Source organism: Mesorhizobium sp. LSHC420B00, from assembly GCF_000503055.1.
In the GTDB taxonomy this organism is placed as follows: Bacteria; Pseudomonadota; Alphaproteobacteria; order Rhizobiales; family Rhizobiaceae; genus Mesorhizobium.
In genome coordinates this window covers 55114-73352 of the sequence record NZ_AYVY01000035.1, presented here as the reverse complement: position 1 = coordinate 73352, position 18239 = coordinate 55114, and the positions used below count along the sequence as shown (strand labels likewise).

Annotated in this window: 14 protein-coding genes and 5 pseudogenes; 13 read left to right on the top strand and 6 right to left on the bottom strand. The window is 59.1% G+C overall.

Features of this window, described 5'->3' with window-relative positions; genetic code table 11:
- Positions 1 to 178: 178 nt before the first annotated feature.
- Positions 179 to 457, bottom strand: a complete 279-nt coding sequence (locus X760_RS69215; protein WP_348633258.1) for an XRE family transcriptional regulator — start codon at positions 455 to 457, stop codon at positions 179 to 181.
- A 174-nt stretch (positions 458 to 631) separates the two neighbouring features.
- On the opposite strand from X760_RS69215, the gene X760_RS75575 reads away from it, so the two are divergent.
- Both X760_RS75575 and X760_RS69210 read left to right on the top strand, forming a co-directional pair.
- Positions 632 to 1336 (top strand): hypothetical protein, encoded by a 705-nt coding sequence (locus X760_RS75575; protein WP_084643045.1) that lies wholly within the window; start codon positions 632 to 634, stop codon positions 1334 to 1336.
- Positions 1302 to 1528: pseudogene (locus tag X760_RS69210) on the top strand (DUF2274 domain-containing protein). The gene X760_RS75575 and the pseudogene X760_RS69210 overlap by 35 nt, the downstream one beginning before the upstream one ends.
- 25 nt (positions 1529 to 1553) lie before the next feature.
- On the opposite strand, the gene X760_RS69205 reads toward X760_RS69210, so the two are convergent.
- Positions 1554 to 2045, bottom strand: coding sequence for a LysR substrate-binding domain-containing protein (locus X760_RS69205; RefSeq protein ID WP_031195026.1), 492 nt, complete (start codon positions 2043 to 2045; stop codon positions 1554 to 1556).
- A gap of 65 nt (positions 2046 to 2110) precedes the next feature.
- On the opposite strand from X760_RS69205, the pseudogene X760_RS69200 reads away from it, so the two are divergent.
- From X760_RS69200 to X760_RS69185, 4 genes and pseudogenes are all read left to right on the top strand, one after another.
- A pseudogene (locus X760_RS69200) lies at positions 2111 to 3518 on the top strand (IS21 family transposase).
- 12 nt (positions 3519 to 3530) lie between these two features.
- The gene (gene istB / locus X760_RS69195; protein WP_023722228.1) at positions 3531 to 4286 is read left to right on the top strand and encodes an IS21-like element helper ATPase IstB; all 756 of its coding nucleotides are present in this window, start codon (positions 3531 to 3533) and stop codon (positions 4284 to 4286) included.
- Positions 4287 to 5022: 736 nt separating this feature from the next.
- Positions 5023 to 6318 carry a polysaccharide biosynthesis/export family protein gene (locus X760_RS69190; RefSeq protein ID WP_023722224.1) on the top strand — a complete coding sequence of 432 codons (1296 nt, stop codon included), beginning with the start codon at positions 5023 to 5025 and terminating at the stop codon, positions 6316 to 6318.
- Between the two features lie 59 nt (positions 6319 to 6377).
- Positions 6378 to 8252 (top strand): Wzz/FepE/Etk N-terminal domain-containing protein, encoded by a 1875-nt coding sequence (locus X760_RS69185; protein WP_023722223.1) that lies wholly within the window; start codon positions 6378 to 6380, stop codon positions 8250 to 8252.
- Positions 8253 to 8341: 89 nt separating this feature from the next.
- On the opposite strand, the gene X760_RS69180 is transcribed toward X760_RS69185, so the two are convergent.
- Entirely contained in the window at positions 8342 to 9151 is an 810-nt protein-coding gene (locus tag X760_RS69180; RefSeq protein ID WP_023722222.1) for a hypothetical protein, read from the bottom strand.
- Between the two features lie 750 nt (positions 9152 to 9901).
- Here X760_RS69180 and X760_RS69175 point away from each other — a divergent pair.
- Together X760_RS69175 and X760_RS69170 are read left to right on the top strand one after the other, a co-directional pair.
- Positions 9902 to 11212: a hypothetical protein gene (locus X760_RS69175; RefSeq protein WP_023722220.1), complete on the top strand. Its 1311-nt coding sequence runs from the start codon at positions 9902 to 9904 to the stop codon at positions 11210 to 11212.
- Between the two features lie 99 nt (positions 11213 to 11311).
- A pseudogene (locus tag X760_RS69170) lies at positions 11312 to 11461 on the top strand (transposase); the annotation flags it as partial.
- A gap of 19 nt (positions 11462 to 11480) precedes the next feature.
- Here the strand turns inward: X760_RS69170 and X760_RS69165 are convergent.
- A pseudogene (locus tag X760_RS69165) lies at positions 11481 to 12020 on the bottom strand (IS630 family transposase); the annotation flags it as partial.
- Positions 12021 to 12026: 6 nt separating this feature from the next.
- Here X760_RS69165 and X760_RS75570 point away from each other — a divergent pair.
- Both X760_RS75570 and X760_RS69160 read left to right on the top strand, forming a co-directional pair.
- Positions 12027 to 12155 (top strand): annotated as a pseudogene (locus X760_RS75570) (transposase); the annotation flags it as partial.
- Positions 12156 to 12158: 3 nt separating this feature from the next.
- Positions 12159 to 13112, top strand: coding sequence for a WecB/TagA/CpsF family glycosyltransferase (locus X760_RS69160; RefSeq protein ID WP_156948273.1), 954 nt, complete (start codon positions 12159 to 12161; stop codon positions 13110 to 13112).
- Positions 13113 to 13337: 225 nt separating this feature from the next.
- Here the strand turns inward: X760_RS69160 and X760_RS69155 are convergent, their stop codons facing one another.
- Complete coding sequence (locus tag X760_RS69155; RefSeq protein WP_023722216.1) at positions 13338 to 13610, bottom strand: hypothetical protein; 273 nt, start codon at positions 13608 to 13610, stop codon at positions 13338 to 13340.
- A gap of 583 nt (positions 13611 to 14193) precedes the next feature.
- Between X760_RS69155 and X760_RS69150 the strand changes: the two genes are divergently transcribed.
- Entirely contained in the window at positions 14194 to 15054 is an 861-nt protein-coding gene (locus tag X760_RS69150) for a ParB/Srx family N-terminal domain-containing protein (protein ID WP_023722215.1), read from the top strand.
- Between the two features lie 831 nt (positions 15055 to 15885).
- On the opposite strand, the gene X760_RS79230 is transcribed toward X760_RS69150, so the two are convergent.
- Entirely contained in the window at positions 15886 to 16251 is a 366-nt protein-coding gene (locus X760_RS79230) for a transposase (protein ID WP_348633259.1), read from the bottom strand.
- A 504-nt stretch (positions 16252 to 16755) separates the two neighbouring features.
- On the opposite strand from X760_RS79230, the gene X760_RS69145 reads away from it, so the two are divergent.
- Both X760_RS69145 and X760_RS69140 read left to right on the top strand, forming a co-directional pair.
- Positions 16756 to 17703, top strand: coding sequence for a polysaccharide biosynthesis/export family protein (locus X760_RS69145; RefSeq protein WP_031195018.1), 948 nt, complete (start codon positions 16756 to 16758; stop codon positions 17701 to 17703).
- Between the two features lie 41 nt (positions 17704 to 17744).
- Positions 17745 to 17999 (top strand): hypothetical protein, encoded by a 255-nt coding sequence (locus X760_RS69140; protein ID WP_023722213.1) that lies wholly within the window; start codon positions 17745 to 17747, stop codon positions 17997 to 17999.
- The last annotated feature ends 240 nt before the right edge of the window (positions 18000 to 18239 follow it).

Genomic DNA, 18239 nt, shown 5'->3' with positions numbered 1-18239 from the left:
CTCCTCACCACCTCGGCTCTCAGCTTCGCCAGGGATGCTCTCGCATTCCGGGTGAGGGCAATCGATCCGTAACAATGAAAATCGTAAGTTGAGCTGGCAGATGGACATGCGCAACCACCATCGAAGACACTATGCCGGAGATGGATGAACCAAGCCTTTGCCGCCCGTTTGCAACAAGTTATTTGCTTTCCAGAGGGCGTGCCAGCCGTACGCCAGGCCCGCCGCCATTTTCGGGAATGAATTCCACGCCACCGGCCTCCAACGCACGCTTCAGTGCTTCGATCGTCACCTGGTTGGCCTTCAACATGCCAGCGAGTGGCTCAAGCCGCTTAATGGTCGCGACCGACACTTTTGACTTTGCGGCGAGGGCTTTCTGATCCCATTGCAAAAGTGCGCGGGCTGCTCGCAACTGCTCACTCGTTATCATCGTTATACCTAACGCATCATTTGATGCCAAAAGTCTTGACTATGCCGACGGTTTCGTTTAAGACTGTACAGTGGATACTGCGCTTGCTCAGCCCTGGACAATACTGACCGGTGGCAGGACGAGCGCGTGTGAAACGGCCGAATAAGGTGGTGCAACACCTTACCCGGCCTGACCACAACCCTAGGCTTCTGAGGAGCTCGGATCATGACTGATTCCGACAATATCACGAGTCTGCCATTCGTCACCCGCAGGCGAGTGCTTGCGGGAACAGTGGTGGCTACTACCGCGTGGACGCTTGAAAGTAACGCGTCCGCAGGCGACGCCCGAACGACCACTGTGCCTTCTGACCCAGCGCTGGCGCTTCGGCGGGAATGGCAGACAGCCCACAAATTAACCAATCGGCTTTGCCGCAGGCAGCAGCGCCTGGAGACCAAGCTTGTCGAATGCGTCGGCTTTCCTTGTGTGGACGTCCGCCTGCCCGAGGGTGAGGACGTGACAGTCCACTCGATCGAGGCGCTCAATGAAGTGCTCGGCAAAGGGCCGGCTATGGCGGCTCTGCGCGAAAAGGCCGAAGCTGAATTGGCGGCGCATCAGGCACGCTGGGATGCGGCGGCCGAGGAGACCGGTTACACCGCTGCGCTCAGGGCCGAACGAGAGGCTTGCGACCGGGCGAAGGATCTTCTTGAAGCCTTCTCAACCACCCCAGCCACGACTCTCGCCGGTGTGGCAGGCAAACTCGATGCCGTATTGCGCGAGGGCGAGGCAGAGGGATGCTCCGAATTTCCATGGCCGCAAATCCGCTCTGCGCTCAGCGATCTGGTGCGCATCGCCGAAGGCTTTGGTGCTGACCGGGTGCGGCGCCGAAGGATCCGTCATGACCAAGCTGAAACTCTCCACCATTCCCGATGACCGTCCGGTCAAGATCACGGTCGAACTGCCCGGCGCCGTTCATCGCGATCTCGTCGCCTATGCTGAATTGCTCGGCCGCGAGACCGGACAGATAGTCGCCGATCCGGCAAGCTGATAGCGCCGATGCTGACCCGGTTCATGGCAACGGACAGAGCCTTTGCTAGAGCCCGACGAACCCTGAAGGCGGGATGACTATTCGGGTCATTGCCGCCGTCAGTCAGGACGAATACCGATCGCGCAGGAACGCGATGAACATCGGCAGGGCAGGATTGGCGTTGTCCGGGCGCCAACGGGCAAAATTGCAGATCTGGATTGGCTTGCCCCCGATCCGCAGCTTACGGCAGACGGCACCTTCAGGAACACGGTTGGCATCTCCGTCGTGGATCAGAGCGACTCCCAGACCGTTTCCGACGAGGCTCAGAAGGATGCCCGCACTGACGTGATGTTCGACGATTGCGGGAAGCTGCACGCCATTTCCAACAGCGTCGGCGAGCAGAAATGCTTCGCCCCTGCGCACCAGCAGCGTCTCCTGGCCTAGCTCCGACCACTCGATCACGGGACAGTTTGCGAGAGAATGATTTGAAGCAACAACGACGGCCAGAGTGCGGATTCCGACGTGAAGCCGGCCGCCATTCCGATCAAAGACCGGCCACCATTCCGATTTGAAGCCGGCCACCGTTCCAATCAAAAGCCGGCCAGTTTTCGGCACTGAAGATTACCTCCTGGGTCAGCAACTTTGGCATCAATCACCTCGCCATGAACGGGGACATTTTGATGCCGGCAAAGAGAAGGCTGACCATGAGACAATTGAGACAAATGCTGCGGCTTGCCGGAAGCGGGACGAGCTCCCGCGAGATTGCGGTCGTATTGGGGATAGCGCGCAGTACGGTGCAGGATAATTTGCAGCGTGCAGCCGCGGTTGGATTGAGCTGGCCCTTGCCGGGCGAGCTGACCGACGATGCGCTTGAGCACAAGCTCTTCAGTCGCAACGGCGTCAAACAGGGCACGCGACGACGCACGGAACCGAACTGGCCCGATCTTGCGGTCGAGCTCAAGAAGCCCGGCGTCACCTTGCTCATCCTGTGGGAGGAGTATCGTGGGTCGCATCCCGACGGTTACGGCTATAGTCGCTTTTGTGAACTTCTAAGGGGATTTAAGCAGCGACTGTCACCGACGATGCGCCAGGAGCATGCGGCCGGCGACAAGGTCTTCGTGGATTATTCCGGCAAAAAGATTCCGATTNATGTTTCGTTTTTTTCATGGCGTTCCCAGACTCGTCATTCCCGACAATCTGAAGTCTGGCGTCAGTCGAGCCAGTTTCTACGATCCCGAGATCAACCGCAGCTACGGCATGATGGCTTCCCACTATGGCGTCGGCGTTCTTCCGGCACGGCCAAGAAAGCCCCGGGATAAATCGAAAGTGGAGAATGGAGTGCGTTTCGCCCAGTCCTGCATTTTGGGGCGTCTGCGCAATCAGACCTTCTTCTCGCTTGCTGAAGCCAATGCCGCCATTGCCCAGGCGCTCGATCGCATCAACGACCACGTCATNCGCCGGCTGGGCGTCAGTCGCCGGCAGCTCTTCGAGACCGTCGAGCGCCCGGCTTTGGCCAGTCTTCCACTGGAGGATTACGAGTTTGCCGAATGGCGTTTGGCCCGCGTCTCGACGGATTATCATGTCGAGTTCAAGACCTTCTTTTATTCCGTGCCCCACAGCCTCATTCGTCAGCAGGTCGATCTGAGAGCAACGGCGCGCACCATCGAGGTCTTCCACCGCGGCAAGCGCGTCGCGGTGCATCAGCGCCGCTATGGAGGTCCTCGCCATGGAACCGATCCGGATCACATGCCCAGTTCCCACCGGCGCTATGCCGAATGGACGCCGGAGCGCTTTCGCCGCTGGGCCACGTCGATCGGGCCGCAAACCGAAGGTCTGGTCATCGCAATTCTCGCCAGCCGTCCGCATCCCGAGCAGGGCTTTCGAACATGTCTGGGCATCCTACGCCTGTTTCGCGACATCGATCGCAATCGGGCCGAAGCCGTGTCAGCCCGCGCTGTCGAGATCGGTGGCCTGAACTGCAAGAGCATTGCTTCGCTCATCGCCAACCACAAAGCCGCACGCCATTCCACCGAACCAACCGCCATCGTCGATCACGCCAATCTGCGTGGCCCTGATTACTTTCATTGAGGAGATCCACCCATGCTGATCAATCCCACCATCGACATGCTGCGAGAGCTCGGCCTTTACGGCATGGCAACCGCTTTCCAGGAACTCGACGCACAGTCCGAAGTGCGCGGCCTCGAGCATGGCGAATGGCTTGCCATGCTGCTCGAACGCGAGGCGACCATGCGCCGCCAGAAGCGTTTCGAGGCTCGCGCCAGGGCTGCCAAGCTTCGCCATGACGCGCAGATCGAGAATGCCGACTTCCGCGCCGCACGCGGCCTCGACCGCAATATGTTCATGGCGCTTGCCGGCTGCGACTGGATCAGAAAGCATCACGGTCTTCTTGTCACCGGGCCAGCCGGCGTCGGCAAAAGCTGGCTTGCCTGCGCTCTTGGCCACCAGGCCTGCCGCGAAGACTTCTCAGTCGCCTACCACCGGGTTCCCCGGCTGTTCGCCGCCCTCGCGCTTGCAAGAGGCGACGGGCGATACGGCAGGATCCTCAAATCTCTTGCCAGGACCGACCTGCTGATCCTCGATGACTGGGGACCTGAAAAACTCAATGACGACCAACGCCGCGATCTCCTGGAGATCATTGAGGATCGCTACGAACGACGCTCAACCATCGTCACAAGTCAGGTGCCCGTGGATCGCTGGTGGGAAATTATTGCAAACCCAACTTTGGCCGACGCCATCCTGGATCGCCTCGTTCACAACGCCTATCGCATCGATCTCACCGGTGAAAGCATGCGAAAACAGCGCCCGCCGATCGTCCCCGAAAACACCGAAGCTTGACCTGAAACAAAACCCAACCCAAACATCAACGAGACCCAGGATCAGACCGAAAACTGGCCGCCTTCAAATCGGAATGGTGGCCGGAATGAAATCGGAATGACTGGCCGGCTTCAAATCGGAATCGGTGGCCGGCTTCATCGGAATACGCATTGAGGTGCTATCGAAGGTTGCACGTTTCATCAGTCTTGCCGAACTGGCGAGGAAATGGCGCGCGGGAGTCCAATGAGCATCCCTCCCGGATCGACAAGCTTGGCGCCCTTAATCGCGCTTCGACCCAGCATCTGCTGGACAGCGGAAAGCAGGTCCTCCTCGTCTATATGATCCCCGATGTGGGCTGGGACGTGCCGCGGCATTTGCAAAGGAGTGGCACTTCGGGATCCAACGGGAAGAGTGGCTGTCGACGAGCTACAGCGTCTTCGAAGAGAGGGTTGAAGGCATACACCGCCAACTGGACGCGATCCCCGACATCCGAACTTGGTGCGAATCAGGCCGGAAAGGATTTTCTGCAGCTCCTCCACCCCGGCCCGCTGCGTAGCCCTGCTTGGGCAGGATCCGCTCTATTTCGATGACAATCACCTCAACAGTATCGGTGCAGCCATGCTGGCGGAAGCAATCGTCAACGCAATGGCTGTGCAAGGCCGCTGATCTGCTCCCCGACGCACATCGTCTGCCGGTTTGACTCTTTTGGGCGCGGGGAGTCCGCGATCGCACAAGCGCTAAGTGGAGTGTGAATGATATGTCGAAGAGCTTGGGAGTTTTTCTGACGAGGTGCCTGAAGCCAACAGTAGCTGGGCTGGCCCTTCTGATCTGCTTCGGCAACACGGCAGTGGCAGAGGAGTACCTGTTGGCAAAGGGTGACGTGCTTGAGTTTCAGGTGCTTGGAATTCCCGATCTGCGCCAGCGGTCGCCTATTGGCATGGACGGGACGGTTCTTTTACCGCTCGTCGGCGCGGTGCAGGCTGCCGGACGAACTGTCAGCGCGGTTCGGGACGCGGTCGTGGCCCGGGCGCCGCAGAAGGGTTACCCGGTCCAAGGCGTCGGGGGAGACGTCTGGCAGTTCGTGCATCCCGAGGCGGTGGTGCTGCAGGTGGTGGAGTATCGTCCCATCTACCTGACCGGCGATGTTGCAAATCCTGGCGAACAGCCCTTCCGCAGCGGAATGACGGTACGCCAGGCAATCGCCGTCGCGGGCGGCTACGATTTGGTCAGGCTACGGATCGACAATCCCATCTTGGAGCTGACGGACCTCAAAACTCAGTACAACACGACCTGGCCTCGTTTGGCGGCGGCGCAGATCCGCGTGGCAAGGCTCAGAGCCGAACTCGAGGGCCGCGATGAAACCGGCCTGGCCGTTTCCGCTGACGGGGGCCTTTCGGCGGGCCTGCTGCCGGAAATCGAGAAGGTCCAGGGCGAGCTCCTCGCCAACAGGGTCGATGACCACAGCAAGGAGAAGCAGGCCGTCCGCGTTTCTCTCCAGCACATCGAGCGACGGCTTGATCTATTGAGCCGGCGTCAAGAGAACGAGCAGACCGCCAAGGAAGAAGACACCATTGAGCTTGAGCGGGTCAGACGACTCAATGAGAAAGGACTGGCCTCGGTAGCCCTTCTGAACGACGCGCGCAGGGCCGTGCTTCTGTGGTCAACGCGGGCATTGGAATCATTCGCGGAGGCTTCCCGGATGGAGCGAGAGCGCAATGATCTGCAACGCAATCTCGTCAGGATTGAAGATTCCCGTCGCATCGAGCTTCTTGGCGAGCTGACGGCTGCGATGTTGGACGTGGCTGACCTGAACGCGCAGCTGCAAGGCAATGCGGAGAAGCTCGTCTATGTCGGAGGACTGCGCTCGGAACTCGCACGCGGCGGCCGGCAGTCGCCGCCGGAGATCACCGTCGTCAGAAAATCTGCCGACGCCGTCGACCGGATCAGCGCCAATGAAGAAACCGACTTGTGGCCCGGAGATGTCGTGGAGATCACCCTCAACGTCGACTGGATACTCGCTCCCTCTCTCCACCCCTCGATTGCTGCGGAATAGAGCCGCTGAACGAAACCTCAACGACGGCCTTTGCAGCCGCATCACCTGCGGAGATCCATATGCTGCAGCGCAATTCCCAATCTCCCGCTACCTATACGGACGAACGGTGGCCTACTTCGGTCGAAGACAGCACGCTTGACCTGGACAAGTTGCTGGCGGCCGCGGGCAGACAGTTCCGCGTAATCATTGCCGTCGGGGCCGCTGCACTGGCCTTGGGCACGGCGTTCGCGCTGACGGAAACCCCGCAGTACACGGCCTCGGCTGAACTGCTCATCGAATATCGTCAAATCAGCTTTCTGGGGGACAGTTATCTTCCCAATCCTCTTGCGGCTTTCGACGGAATCGTCAGCAGCGAGATGGAGGTATTGAGGTCGGAATCGGTTGCCCGTCATGTGATCGACGCACTGCAGCTGATGGATGATCCGCGCTTTCTTTCTGAGGCGACGTCACCAACTTGGAAGCTGGTGTCGTTCGTTCGTGAGCAACTTGCCCGTCCTCCGGCTCCGCAGGAGACGGCGGACGGAAGGATCAAGGCGGGCATTGCGAAGTTGAAGTCCATGGTGCGGGTATTGCGGGTCGGCCCAGCCTTCATTCTCCGCATCGAATCCACCGCGCCCGATCCCTCCCTTGCTGCAGACATCGCCAATGCGTTTGCAGAAGGCTACCTGCATGACCAACGGGAAAGAACGCACGAGTCGATGCGCCAGGCGGGCGAATGGCTCCGGGTTCAGGTTGTCGACCTGAGGCAGAAGCTGGCCGACGCGGAACTCGCTGTCATCAGGTCCAGAAGGACTGCGGCGGATGCGTCGGCCCTGGTCGCGCTGAATGCTCTGGAACGAGAAGCCGAGACCTACCGGAACCTGCACGCCTCCTCCCTGCAACGTTATCAAGAGGCGCTCCATCAGCAGACCACGCCATCTGCCGACGCCCGCATCATCAACCGGGCGGATACCCCGTCCTGGACGAGCTATCCTCCCAAGACCATAATCTTGGTGTTGTCGCTCTTGGCTGGCGGCGTTCTGGGGGTTGGTCTAGGGGCGCTGTTCGAGTTCAGAGACCAAGGTTTCCGAAGAGGTGCTCAGGTTCGAGATTTGCTTCATCTGGATTTCCTCGGCATGCTTCCGAAGGTTCGGCGCAGCAGCTGGTCTTCGCGGCCGTGGCCGAGACAAGTTGCTAAGGCGGAGGGAAACACCTTGCCGGGGCCGCTGGCCAAGGGGGCGGATGACCTCCTACGTGACGTGATCGATAAGCCGACCTCGAGGTTCGCCGAATGTCTGCGCAGCGCGACGGTCGCAGCCGACCTCAAACTTCCGGACCAGAAGATGAGGGTTATCGGGGTTACTTCGGTGCTGAACGGAGAGGGGAGATCAACTGCAGCGAAGAACTTGGCCTCCCTTCTTGCCGCGCGCGGATCGAAGACCCTGCTGATTGACGCCGATCTCACCAATCCGGGCTTGAGCGAAGCCCTGGCTCCTGCCGCCGAGGTGACACTTGCCGACGTTGTGATGAATGGCCGCAGCCTTCGAGACGCGCTTTTCTTCTTTGAAGGGGAGACGGGACTGGCATTTCTTCCAGCATCCAAGCGTGGCTCTCTTCCGCAAACCAGCGATATGGTGGCATCGCCTGGCTTCACCACCTTGCTTCGGGAAGCGGAGGTTACGTTCAAATACGTCATCGTCGACTTGCCGCCTATGGCGGAAGGCATGGACGCCCGTGCGGCGGCCATCCGCATCGACGCCTTCATCTGCATAATCGAGTGGGCGCGTACCTCCCGCAAACTGGTGCAGAAGGCCATGTCCTTGGATCACGGCATTAGGGAGAAATGCCTAGGTGTCATCTACAGCAAGGTCAACCTTAGGCGGTTGCGCAAGTATGAACGCCACAGTTCCAAGCGTCGCTTCGGGCAGCGGCAGAAGACCGGTTTCCGCGTCTAATGGCAGCGACTACCGTGCTCGGTGAATGGTGGCCGTTGCCGAAATCAGAACACAGGGCCCCGGAGTTGGGCATCGCGATCCGGTCCCAGTCAAACCATGTTTGCAGGACGTGCGCTGCCATACGTCCAATCGCCTTCAGGCGCGGTTGCATGAGCAGTGATGTCAATGCCGGGCCGCCGCAGTGCCTCTGCTTCGTCGATTAAGCCGCGGCATAAACTGTCCATGAGGACATATGGCTGGGTCAATGCGTCACGAAAGCGGAAGCGGTGGCTTCCGGGCTGTCCGCGCCTGACCAACAGGCGCCCACGCTCGTCAGAGGCAAGGTCGGCCAGATGGCGCTGGAAGCTTGCTGGTTTCATCTGGCGGCGAAGCATGCGCGACAGGGGCGCCGCCACCGATTCCGCGCTGAAATAGCCATCGTCGTCCGCGTCCGCCAGCGCGCTTGCAAGGACGACCTCGGGAAAGATGCTGCCGCGGCTTCCAGCCAACATATTCGTGACGCCGTCACAGAAGGTTTGCCGCAGTTCGTCAGTGACCTGTTCGATCGCCGCATTCACCTGCGCCACGCCAATGCGTCGGGACGCGCTGCGCGCAGCAGCGAGGCAACCAAGCTTGGCGATCGTGTGAACGTAGAAGGGCAGTCCCCGAGACAAGCGCAGTATCTTGAGCTTTGCTGGTCCCTCAATCTCCAGAGAGGCGCGGTCAAGCCGAGACTCAATGAGTTCCGAGAACTCGTCATCGCGCATCCGTCGCAAGGGTATGCAGGTAAGTAAACGGCGCAGCGATTCGTGGTTCCTGACCAGGTCGCCCAGAGATTCGGCAACGCCGACAATGATCACTGTGCAGTTTATGTTGTAGTCGGAAAGGTATTTGATGGTGTCGGCAGGTGAGCTCGGCATCGCGAGTGCTCTGCAGCCGGTCGAACTCGTCAACTATCAAAGCGGTATTTCTGACGCAGCAACGCTGCAGATGCCGCCTGACAGATCTGGTTTAAGCGGTCGGTCAGTAGGGAGCGGCGTTGCCGCAAAAGCGTGACCCGAGGCTGGGTCGATGCTGCTAAGCTCACTCAGCGCCTTATGCCATAGAGAGGAATAGTCGTCAGAGGGATCCGCCTGCACCCGAGCGACGACGGTGAACTGAGGAAGCCCCCGTCGCCTCTGCCACAAGAACATATTGACGAGTGAAGTCTTGCCGACGCCCCGCTCACCCTAAACTGTGGCATGCTTGGATGGCTCCGAGAGCGTCTCAACAAGGCGGTCGACCTCTTGTCGCCTCCCGGCGAACAGCGACTCCTCCTGAACGGGGCCGGACGGCGTGAAAAGCTGCGAAACGTCCATTTCGGTTGCATTGGCTGGTGCCACAGGATCAACGTTCGTCTGCGGCTTTGGGGACGTTCTAAAAATGGACATCTATACCCCTCCTTTTCCCGCACTTTCGCTACGACTGCGAGACGATAACAGGATCCAGCAGAGCGCGCGAATTATCAAGCCGGGGACTGGCCTATCCCTGAACTTCCCAAATGGCGTGTTGGAATCCGACACATGCGCTCACTTCAATGCTTCAGGGGAAATGGGACTGCTATTTCGTTTCCCAACAGGGGCTTTGGCCAAGCACCGCGGAACGCGCTTTCCTGCAACCCGGAGACGACCATGCTGAAACCGATCACTCTGCTGGCAACTGTTTTACTGTTCGGCATAGGCGGGGCAGTGTCGCCCCCTGTGCCGCGCCTTCCGTTGTTGCTTGGCAACAAGGCCACCAGCCCCGTCCCCATGCAGGCAAACCTCGATCATGCGGGGAGCTTGATCATTACCGCTGGAGGCACCTACAGCGGCCGCTGGCATTCGGACGATCCGGACGTCCCGGCGGTCACTATTCGAACGACCGAGCCGGTTACAATTGAGAACTGTGTCGTCAGCGGGGTCGGAACCCTGATCAGCACCCGCTACGGCGAGGCCGAGCACCGAAGCGACGGGGTAAACCCCAGGAACACCCATTATGCCGACGTGACAGTTCGGAATTGCAGGGCGATTGGGCAACAGCCTGAGCTGCGCGATAGAGCCCCGCCACGGTTCATTGTGGCTCTGAATCCTCGGCGCATCGATGTACAGCACAACTCGGTCGAGGGAAGCCGCGGAATCTGGGTCTATGCGGATCCCGCGAGAATGCCGGCACGTGAGATCACAGTTCGGTTCAACCACGCATTGAACATTGCCGGGCTTTGTCGCGACCAATGCTCTACGGAGAATGTGGGCGCCTGGGTTGGCAGGACGGGGATTGCCGTTGCCAATTTCGTGCAGCTTGCAGACATCCGTGAAGCGGGCACTGTCGACATCTCCTGGAATTATGTGCGCAACGAGCCCGGCAAGAGCGCCGTCGAGGACGTGATCAGCCTGTTCCGCGTCAGGGGTAGGAAGGATCGACCGGTGACGATAGCCAACAACCTGTTGATCGGAGCTTTTCCGGGCCGCCAGCCGTTCACAGGGCGCTACTCGGGGTCCGGCATCATGATCGACGGAGTTAACACGGATGCGTCGACCGGCTCAGCTTGGATAAAAATCTTTGCCAACCGTATCCTCTACGCCTCCAATGCTGGGATTGGGCTAGCGGCAGGAAATAACAACGAAGTATTCGAGAACTTTGTCGTGCGGCCCGCCCGGTATATCGACGGCAACGAGATAACAACGAAGACAGTCGGGATTTACGTCTGGAAATGCTGCGGCGAAGGCGGGATCGACGAATCCTACTTCGCCAATGTCGCTCATTCGAATTCAATATTCGTCGAGTCGTATCGGAAGGGCGTATTTGAGGCCAACAATCTTTGGATACCTGATTGCGCCGTCGATGCAGCCGGGGCGACGCTGTGCACCGGAAACGAGAGCTTGGCACCGTTACCAGTGGATCAGTTCGAGCAGCAGCTTCTCTCTGATTGGTCCCGCACCTATACAGGCGAGCTTCGGTAGAACGTCTCCGGTTCAATATCCGAACGAGGGTCCGGACCCATAAAAGGGGTTCCCCTGACGGCGGGATTGTGATTCTGGGGTCTCTGAGGGGGACCACTCATGAATCGCGAATATTTCTGGCTCAGTGATGAGCAGTTTGGGCTGCTTGAACCGCATCTGCCGACCGACACCCGAGGCAAGCCGCGCGTTGATGATCGCCGCGTGATCAGCGGCATCATCCATGTGGTGAAGAGCGGCGGACGCTGGTCGACGCTAGAGCACGTCCTGTTTAATCTGGGTCATATCCGGCCGCTTTGAAGTAGTTTGCGCATTCGGCTGGGGTGAAGAGGTCGAGGACCGAACCGACCGTGTTCCACAGTGCGGTGATGGTTCTTTCGGCCTTTGCTCGCAGCAGCGCCTTGAGCTTGGCGAAGGCGTTCTCGATCGGATTGAAGTCGGGACTGTAGGGCGGCAGGTAGAGCAGGCTCGCGCCTGCGGCCTCAATCGCGTCGCGCACGCCGCCGGCCTTGTGGGCGGGCAGGTTGTCCATCACGACGATGTCGTCCTTCGACAGGGTCGGGACCAGCACCTGCTCGACATAGGCCAGGAACACGTTGCCGTTCATGGCGCCATCGTAGACGAAGGGCGCTGTCATGCCCGTCAGCCGCAAGGCGCCGGTGAAGGTCGTGGTTTTCCAATGGCCATGCGGCACGCCGGCCCGGCAGCGCTCGCCGCGTGGCGCTCTTCCACGCAGGCGCGCCATCTTCGTCGACAATCCCGTCTCGTCGATGAACACGAGCTTCGCAGGGTCGAGATCGAGCTGGCCTTCGCAGACCGCAATGCGATTGAGCGCATGTTCTGCCGCATCAAGGACTTCCGCCGCATCGCAACCCGCTACGATCGACTCGCCCGGAACTTCCTCGCCGCCGTCTGCATCGCCGCAACCGTCAGCTACTGGTTATGAGTCTTGGCCCTGGGATTCACGAGACCTCGGACGCTGCCGCCTATACCAGTCGCTTCGAAGTTTCGTGAAGTACGTCAACTGGAGGATAATATTATGACTAAACCGCTTAAAGATGTGACCACGCAACACCGCCAGGCGCGCCTGTCAATCGCTCATGCGCGCGAGCCTGCGGAAAGGCTGCCGCCTGTTGAAGCTGTTGAGATCCTGACGACTTCAGTTGCCGTGGTCGAAGAGCAGTCTTTCCTGCTGAGGGTGGACGAGTGGCTTGCCCGGCGCACGGCCAACACCGCTGGTGTCTACGTCGTGTTTCGCGATGTACATGGGGTGGTGCGCGCGCTCGTCGAGCCGGCCTTGGCCGATGCGCATCGAGGCGCATTCATGAACGTGCCCGACGGGGCGCCCCTGGTGTGGGTTTGTCGGTTCAGGGGCCGTCGCGCAGGCCGGGTGACAGGTACCGACACACTCGAAGCGGTTTGCCGGGCGGGGCTGGCCAAAGGCTGGCGGCATGCCTTCTACGGAGCAACACCGGAGGTCCTAAGGTCCTTGGTGGCTGCGCTCGAGGCATCCTATCCCGGCATCGAAATAGCAGACGCGGTCTCGCCGCCCTTTCGCCCGCTGACCGACGTCGAGATGGAGGAGCAGATTCGCCGCCTTGCAGTCGCCAAGCCCGACATCATCTGGGTCGGCCTGGGCTGCCCGAAGCAGGAGATTTGGATGGCGCGGTATGCACGGCAGATCCCCGGCGCAATCTCGATGGGGGTCGGTGCCGCCTTTGATTTTCGCGCCGGGGCAATAAAGCGCGCCCCTCCCTTTATCCGCCAGTTCGGACTGGAATTCCTCTACCGCATATCACAGGAGCCGGGGCGGCTTACGGGGCGCTATTTCCGCGTCATCCCCAGATTCATGCTGGGAATCTTTCGGCAGGAAGCGAGGCGTCTCTTCCGATCCCAAGGGTGAAGATGGTGAACCTACTGATCTGCCCAGAATGCATCAAATGCGCAGACGCTGCCGCTACTACTAGGATTGCTGGCCGCCTGTTGATGCGGTGAGCAGATGGATGCGCTCGTCACTCTCCTTGTTTGCGGGCCGCAACGACGAGGGGTTACTGATCGCCTGGCAGTTGTGGAGGCCAAGTAGAGGAAATGAAGGAGAATTTGAGTCCACCCGAAACGTGTCCATCCACTAGCCGTCGGCGCCTCCGTTGTGACGCCAGTAAAGCGGCTTTGTCTGCTCGCGACGGTGGACAAGGATGCTCCGCACCAAGAGTGCGATAAAGTATCCGAGCTGTAGCAAACTCAGTGCGGCCGCAGCGAGAAGAGTGCTACGCACGGTGCCCTGTCCCGCGCCGATCACCAGCGCGCACAGCGCTACCGCCACAAGCGCCAGCTGTTTGGAATTGATCCAAAACCCAAGCAGCATTCCGAGAGCCAAGTAGAAAGATCCCGCGATCAACATGTGCCACCGCCTCTGCCATTAAGCCGAGATTGCCGGCCTCTAATTTCTATAAATCAATTCGATATGAATTCTATGTTAAGTTCCGCAGCTTGTGCTGTTTCATGGGGGGTGTCTGTTCTGCGCATTCTTCCGATACCAACTCTTCGCGTGCACGGCGTCTGCCAGGAACCGCGCGAGATCAAAGGTGACGTGCCCCAGTAATGTCCTCGCATTGAGATTGTTCCGGTCTTTGAGAGGAGACTGGCAATGAAGTGAACGAAACGCGCGCCTGAGGAAGCTTGTCGCTGGCAAGAAACTTCTGACGCCCGGTTAGGAGAGGTTGGACTTGGCCGTGCTGCGGATGCACCTCAAAGCTCTGCCCGCCCGAAAATCATTGGGGGCATTGATGACGCCTGGATTTCCGTCGTATCGCCACGACGTCACGCCAAGCTCTCGCGAGGTGGTATCCCTCCGCGGTCACCCTCGAATTCTTGTAGTATTGCGGTCCCGCATGGTCTCAACACCGCGGACCCGCTAAACCCTTGCCGAATTGCGACTTCGAAAGTTAACTTGACGGCAATACTTGCTTCCTAGGAGATCGCTTATGTATTCTTGGTCGCGGGAATATACAAGTTCCTTGATTGACAGAGCGCTATGGATCGCGGGTCTATATTTGGTGCGCGTCGCGGATTTTGATACGGTCTTAGGCTCGCAATTCAGAGTGCCGATCAATAAATGTCTTAACGGTTATGCCATCGATTTTGATGCCAATGGCTCCAATCCGCAGGTTGCATTCCTTAGGCAATACATCAGCGATCCAAGTGTGAGATATGAGGAATCCTTGATAAGGAGGTTCATGGCAGATTTTCGCCCCCGGAACTTGCAGGAAGTGCTATTTGGGCAGCAAACGGACTATGAGGATGACTGCAAGGCTTCTCAGCTCCAACACTATGTCTCCTCCCTGGACATCACCAGGCCGTTCCTGCCCATGCCGTGGAGTACGCCTTCCGAGATCTCAAGATACAGACAAGGTTTGAAAGCTCTTAATGGTAGCTTGGCGCCGGACCTAAGCCCGAGCATCGTGGAGCAGGAAAGCAGGAAGGAATACGAGCGCTTAATAGCAACCTACGAAAGTATAAAGAAAATCGGCTATAAGCCGAATATTGCCTCAGACGGCGCGCTTGACAGCAGATTCATACAGGTCGTCATGCTGCGAGATCACGAAGATGAAAGGTTCATCGTGATGAGCGGCCACCATCGGCTGGCGGCCTTGTCCGCACTGGGCTGGACGCAAGTCCCGGCGATCCTCGTCGCGAACGGTTTGCCTATAGTGGATTTGGCCAATGTGGAGAACTGGCCCGTGGTTAGCGAGGGCGTCTACGATCTCCATGTGGCGCGACGTGTCTTCAAGCGTTACTTCGCAAGACAGACATCCATTCCAAGACCTGCACCCATTCCGAGTTAGGCTTTGCCAGCAATTGCCTGGTGGGTATCCAATTATTGGAGCAGGAACCCTCTCGCAATGATGGTTGAGGTGGTGCCCGGTTTCTGAGACAGGGCATAAGGTGGATCGCCCGATGAGAAGGACGATCCAGCATGAAGACACGCAGACGGTTCTCGGCCGAGTTCAAGGCCAAGGTCGCGCTTGAGGCGATCAGGCTGGACCACCTCAGGTGGTGGACTTGTCGTGCAATTTTGCAAAGTGTTGACATGCGGTCGATAGTGACGACAATATGCACTTGACCTGTTCGCTCCTCACCTTGGCAATATTGATGTGGAACCAAGTGTCTGGCAGCTCTTCTTTCGCCGATCTCTTCCACAAGCCGGGTCGCCATCAGACGATATTGCCCTGCAAGCGGAATCGGTGGAGCGCATAGGATGCGTGTCCAGCGGCAGTAGTGTGCCGGAAGAAGAGGAGCCGCCTCTCGTCCTCGGCGCAAGCGCCGCCCATCTCGGCTTGCTTGCACGGTCGGCACCCCGGCTACCAAGGTCCGTTCCTCCGCTTCACGCGGTATTCTGACTCATCCCAAACCAAAGCGCTTGGCCAGTTTCCTCAGGCTCTGTTGACCCTGGCGCATCGCTCGATTGATAGCCTTTATAGCGCGACACGTATGGACGCCCGGTGCAAGAAGAATCTTTTGATTGGGCAGCGCGTGGTCGGGTGCAGTCATGTATCCGGCCTCTGAAGCGGCTGTTCACGTGCCGCCGGCCCGTATGGAGTTCGCGGACCGGGTTTCCAAATCAATCTGACGGGCTGGTAGCCCTTGTCGCGCTTCTGGTTTTCCCGATCCCGTCTCTATGACCGTTGCGCCATGAACCGCGCCGGGTTTTCCGGAGGCCGTTTCGTTTGAGTCACGCTGCCATGAGCGCCCAGACGATGCGGCCATCTTGTTGGCAAGAGCAACGACCACAAGCATGCGCGGTTTGCGGGTGAGCATGCGCCCAAGCCACGATCCTTCCGGCACGCCACGCCGAGCCGCATGGCGAACCACGGCGCTCGCTCTGATGATAAGCAAGCGCCGCAGGGTTCGCTCGCCCATCTTCGTCGTTGCGCCGAGCTTCTGCTTCCGCCGGTGGGGCGTTGGAGTGGTGCCAGCCCCAGCCAGGCGGAGAAGTCGCGACCCTTTTCGAAGGTTGTGGCGGAAGGTGCCAACCCGACCATGGCGGTTGCTGTTACCGGCCCGACCCCGGGGATTGTTGCCAAGCGCCGAGCATCCTCACCCTTTCGAGCACGAATTGCAATGGGAGCATCCAGGTGCTCGAACCTTTCCTCCAGCGAGCGCAACGTATCGACCACCAGGGCGAGTGCCAGGCGGGCCGCTCCGACAGATCGCTCGTAGGATCCTCCACCAGTTCCAATGAGCTTGGCGGTGTGAGCGGGGCTTGGGCGGCAACCATACCGTATTCCGCCAGATGGCCCCGCAAGGCGTTGATCGTCTGTGTTCGCTGCCGTACCAGGAGATCTCGAGCCCGAAAGACGACCGCGCGCCTGCTGTTCCTCACGCTTTACGGCGACAAAGCGCATCGTCGGCGCTCTCACCTTGATTGCCGCGCCGCACGCCTTGGCGTTCCAATGACGCGCATCCCCTTCATGACAGGGATGCCACCCTCAAAGCCTGGCATCGAAGAACCATACGCACTTCGGCGCAAAACACGGGAGAAGGAGATGTATCAATCCAACTGGAGCAGCTTTGGCGCGCCGGCGCGCTCGCGGTTCCTTGCAATCGCTGCATTTGCAGGCCTCTCGGCCTTACAAGTCCATAGCGTTTTTGCCCAAGATGCGAGGGAGTATCCGGCCGGACCGGGCGATCAGCTTCAAGTGGTCGTATTTGGCGAGGAAAATACGTCATCTGTACTTTCTGGTCGCTTTCGTATTGAGCAGGATGGCTCGATTTACTATCCCTTGCTTGGGAAGATCACCGTGGCTGGATTGAGCGCGGTTGAAGTTGCAAAGCTCCTGGGAGATTCACTGTCAACACAGGTGAGCGTGAACCCCCCAACGGTATCGGTCGTCGAATTCGCGCCGGTCTATCTCGTTGGAGATGTGATGAGGAGCGGACCTTTTCAGTTTCAGCCGAATATGACTGTCTTCCAACTGGTGCTGCAGGCGGGTGGCATCTCACGGGAGGGCGGCTCGGAAGCCGCCAGACTTTCGCTGCTGCAGGAAGTTTTTACGCTTGAGCTAAGCGACTTCTCTTTCAGATTGCAGAGAGCGCGCCTTGTGGCCGAACTGGATGGCGCCGATTTCGACGATGGCGCGCTTGCCCCTCCCCCCGCCGCGGAAGTAGCCAGTATCGTATCTGCCGAGGCATCAATATTCGCGCTCCGTCAGCGAGCGAAAGAATCGCGCAGACGTACCTACGCCGCACAACGAGAGGGTTATGAGCAGGAGATCTCATCGATAGAGAAGAGCATCATTCTGCATGACGAGGAGGTCCGCCTGATGGAAGAACAGGTCGGCGTTCAACAAGGTCTTGCCGACAGGGGACTGACCGCGCATTCTGCTCGAAGGGATGCCCAGCGCCAGCTTGCCGCGACGCGACGCGAGGCCTTGAGTTTCGGACTGCACTCTTTCGCGCAAAGCAGAATAGAATTGCTGTCGACCAAGCGTTAGCCGAAGCGGAAACGCGCATCGAAGAAGAAAATGTCAAGGGATTGCGCGATGTCGAGCTGGCGCTCGTTCAGAACGAAAATTCACTTGCCATGGCGAAATCCAAACTCGCCCAATTTGAGGCAGACCAGACCGCTGCCCAGAATGCCCTGGGACGGGTTCCACAATATCATCTGATACGCTTTATCGATGACCAATACGTTTCCAGTGTCGCCGCCGAGCTTACGCAGCTGGAGCGCGGGGATATTGTGCGGGTCGACCTTGCACCGAAGGAATTGAAGGCCACATTCACCGAATAGAATACCTCGACTGGGACGACTCGCCTCCGATCGGCTGTCATGTCTACAGCGGAATCCGATCACGTTGCAGGCGGCGGCGAAATAATTTCAGCATTCGGCTGGTCTGAAGCGATTGATGAGGCGGCCGAATGCCTGTTGAGTGTTTTCTGGCCCGATCACCGCAACGAAGACTTGATACGCGTATGGTGTGCATCGCGGCCGCCCTGGAAGGGAGTGATGAAGTCGGCGAGCCTCAGATGG

What these genes read in the sequence shown, in the direction of transcription:
- X760_RS69150 (WP_023722215.1), top strand. Translation starts at nt 14,194, where the DNA reads ATGTATTCTTGGTCGCGGGAATATACAAGTTCCTTGATTGACAGAGCG.
- X760_RS69175 (WP_023722220.1), top strand. Translation starts at nt 9,902, where the DNA reads ATGCTGAAACCGATCACTCTGCTGGCAACTGTTTTACTGTTCGGCATA.
- X760_RS69185 (WP_023722223.1), top strand. Translation starts at nt 6,378, where the DNA reads ATGCTGCAGCGCAATTCCCAATCTCCCGCTACCTATACGGACGAACGG.
- X760_RS75575 (WP_084643045.1), top strand. Translation starts at nt 632, where the DNA reads ATGACTGATTCCGACAATATCACGAGTCTGCCATTCGTCACCCGCAGG.
- X760_RS69190 (WP_023722224.1), top strand. Translation starts at nt 5,023, where the DNA reads ATGTCGAAGAGCTTGGGAGTTTTTCTGACGAGGTGCCTGAAGCCAACA.
- istB (WP_023722228.1), top strand. Translation starts at nt 3,531, where the DNA reads ATGCTGATCAATCCCACCATCGACATGCTGCGAGAGCTCGGCCTTTAC.
- X760_RS79230 (WP_348633259.1), bottom strand. Translation starts at nt 16,251, where the DNA reads ATGGTCGGGTTGGCACCTTCCGCCACAACCTTCGAAAAGGGTCGCGAC.
- X760_RS69155 (WP_023722216.1), bottom strand. Translation starts at nt 13,610, where the DNA reads ATGTTGATCGCGGGATCTTTCTACTTGGCTCTCGGAATGCTGCTTGGG.
- X760_RS69180 (WP_023722222.1), bottom strand. Translation starts at nt 9,151, where the DNA reads ATGCCGAGCTCACCTGCCGACACCATCAAATACCTTTCCGACTACAAC.
- X760_RS69145 (WP_031195018.1), top strand. Translation starts at nt 16,756, where the DNA reads ATGTATCAATCCAACTGGAGCAGCTTTGGCGCGCCGGCGCGCTCGCGG.